Raw genomic sequence first — 2,590 nt, 5'->3', positions numbered from 1 at the left:
TGATCTCTGCAGGATAGCTCACTCTAGTTCCCATAGAAAAAACACCTCCAAGTATTCTTTAGGTTAACAATAACCGATTTCTACTTAAAGGTGTTTTATCTCACTTTTTGGGGTCAGCCCATTTAAAAAAAAGGAGGTTTTTTTGCACGCATAGATTACCTATGGAAGACGTAAGTTAGCGGACACAAGGCACTGAGACTACAGTGGGATGAAGTGGCCATGACGAAATCCACTTAAAAAAAGTTAGTTCGGCGCCACCCACCGGACTGAAGTGTCTTAGGGGAGCGAACAGCCGGGCACCTATCAGGTTTAGAAATCATTCATTCGTAGTATTGTCACAGTCTCTTTTCATATTCATATGAAGTAAGCTAAGTTCTTATTGGAGCGCTTTGGTCGGGTCTAATCGAATTATTTCGAATGATAAATACTAAGATTGGGTATAACAAGAATGCAGTAAGGACTGAAATAATTAAAAAAGGAACAGCGTTTGAAGAGTAGCGCTCATAAATAAGATAAATCACATATCCAGTTGCAACAAGTAAAGCAATATTAATAATGTAACCTAACCCTCCTAAATTGTTCATAAGCAAGCTAATAGCACCTAATGCTGTAAAGCCAATTGGTATATATTCTTTCCATGTTTGCTGTGATTGTCTTTCAGCAATTAAGCCCATTAAATACAAATTGGCAATAGGAATGAAAGCCATCCAACTTTTATCTACAAATCCTTCTGTTTCTCCTAACTTTTTAAGTCCAAACGCTCCTAGTAAATCATATTTTACATTTAATGAGAAATAAAAAAAGCATTAGAGATAAACTCCAATACTTTTTGCTAGTTTTGATGAACACTTATAGGTCTTTAACGAGATAGTTGGTACTCATTCGATTGATTAGAGGCAACTGTATTAAACATGGTATAAAGTCTCTCTGGGAATTTCACTGCATAATTTACCTCTTCATCTACTCCCGTGATGGTCACGACACTAGGGATTGGAATATCAAAGACGGCTACTTCTGAAGAAAGAGAATAATTTTGCTCTATAATTTCATCATTTACCCTTATCTCAATAGTATTTTGATTATTCCCAGTGAAATCCCATATTAACATTCTACTCGATGATTGGGTAAATTCTTCAATAATAAAATTTTGTGGGTTAATATCTAATCTCCGAGGGATTTCCATCACATAGCCTGAATCAATTTCTAAACTATATTGTTTGGATATTTCTGTCGCCGCAACCTCTGTCGAAGGGCTGGAATTAAAAATCGCACTAAAAGCTAGTAAAAGGATTGAAAAAATTAGTAAAATACCACGAATATTTTGAGCGGATGTTGTTAATGGTAATTTTTTAATATGTTTATCTCTACTCATGAGAAATCCTCCTACTGTTAAAAGGTGCTGCAGCTGGATATCGATAAAACCAGTATGACATTAAAGCTCTAGCTACTAAAAAACTAAGCACTGATAAAAATAAGGCTAAGCTTTTAGTTGGAATATTATTTTCAGCCCATGCGTTAATAAAAGTAGCTCCTAGCCCGAATGCAATAAACATAAATAAACCCATTTGAAGAGCTGGCCATAAAATCGGAAACTTCTCATAAATCCAGTGATATCGTTTGACTGAAATCGATACAAATAAAATTAAACTACAAAAACCTATTATAAAAAAATAATCCGTTCCACTAGGGATACCGGTTGACAGCATGGTGATAATTTCTCTGATGACAAAAAAAGGACCTGCTATTAAGGTTATAACTATAAAAAAGAAAAACAAGTAAAAAAATCCATGGATGATTTTAAGTAATTTTGATTTCACACTTTGTCTCCTTTTACTAGAAAAGTTTTTAGATATTTTTTTGTATGATGTTAAATTAGAAATTCAGCAAATTAATTAGCATGTTCATCTTCATTTTTATCCTTATAAGTAGGGTGTTTCTTAACGCGGTTTGGTTCTTTATCTTTAGAACCTTCAGGTGGCTTTGTTTTATTAAAGCTCAATAGCTGTAGCTCAGGAAAGAGAATTTTTGACCACTTTTTTTCCATTATATAATCCTCCCTATTAAACATTTCGATTTATTTAATCAGCTGGTTTTGAAAACTATATCATTGATCATTTATTACATGTAAGTGCTATCTTTATATTATAGCAAATAAGTCTAGTGATTTAATCCTATTAGGAAAAAAAGGATAGTTTTATATTTTTAATTTAACTGAATCAATTTCATCATTTATATCTTATAATGAAATCCGATTGATTAGGTTTTTGATTTTCACTTTAGGTAGATGCTTTCCCAAGGGCTTGTCTTCAGCTAACTCTGACTACGCTTGGCTTCGCCAGAGTGGATCTTCAGACTGCGCTGATCCTTTGGGAGTCACTACCTACCGTTACAATCAACGAGTRAATTTGCAAACATTCGTCTTTTAATAAAAACCGATTGATTAGGTTTTTGATTTTCACTTTAGGTAGATGCTTTCCCAAGGGCTTGTYTTCAGYTAACTCTGACTACGCTTGGCTTCGTCTGAGTGGATCTTCAGACTGCGCTGATCCTTTGGGAGTCACTACCTACCGTTACAATCAACGAGTGAATT

General features: G+C 34.2%; 4 protein-coding genes. All 4 read right to left on the bottom strand.

The genetic code is table 11. The annotated features are described in order from the left end of the window. Nucleotides 1-368: 368 nt before the first annotated feature. Nucleotides 369-707, bottom strand: a complete 339-nt coding sequence (locus tag AZF04_RS12255; RefSeq protein WP_061948974.1) for a hypothetical protein — start codon at nucleotides 705-707, stop codon at nucleotides 369-371. Between the two features lie 152 nt (nucleotides 708-859). Further along, complete coding sequence (locus tag AZF04_RS12250) at nucleotides 860-1,372, bottom strand: hypothetical protein (RefSeq protein WP_061948973.1); 513 nt, start codon at nucleotides 1,370-1,372, stop codon at nucleotides 860-862. Beyond that, complete coding sequence (locus AZF04_RS12245) at nucleotides 1,365-1,817, bottom strand: hypothetical protein (protein ID WP_061948972.1); 453 nt, start codon at nucleotides 1,815-1,817, stop codon at nucleotides 1,365-1,367. The genes AZF04_RS12250 and AZF04_RS12245 overlap by 8 nt, the downstream gene beginning before the upstream one ends. 71 nt (nucleotides 1,818-1,888) lie before the next feature. Further along, the gene (locus tag AZF04_RS21230) at nucleotides 1,889-2,044 is read right to left on the bottom strand and encodes a hypothetical protein (RefSeq protein ID WP_156479541.1); all 156 of its coding nucleotides are present in this window, start codon (nucleotides 2,042-2,044) and stop codon (nucleotides 1,889-1,891) included. Between the last annotated feature and the right edge of the window lie 546 nt (nucleotides 2,045-2,590).

The organism is Alkalihalobacillus trypoxylicola (genome assembly GCF_001590785.1).
Taxonomy (GTDB): domain Bacteria; phylum Bacillota; class Bacilli; order Bacillales; family Bacillaceae_D; genus Alkalihalobacillus; species Alkalihalobacillus trypoxylicola.
The sequence above is the reverse complement of the archived record's forward strand: the minus strand, read 5'-3'. Positions and strand labels throughout refer to the sequence as shown.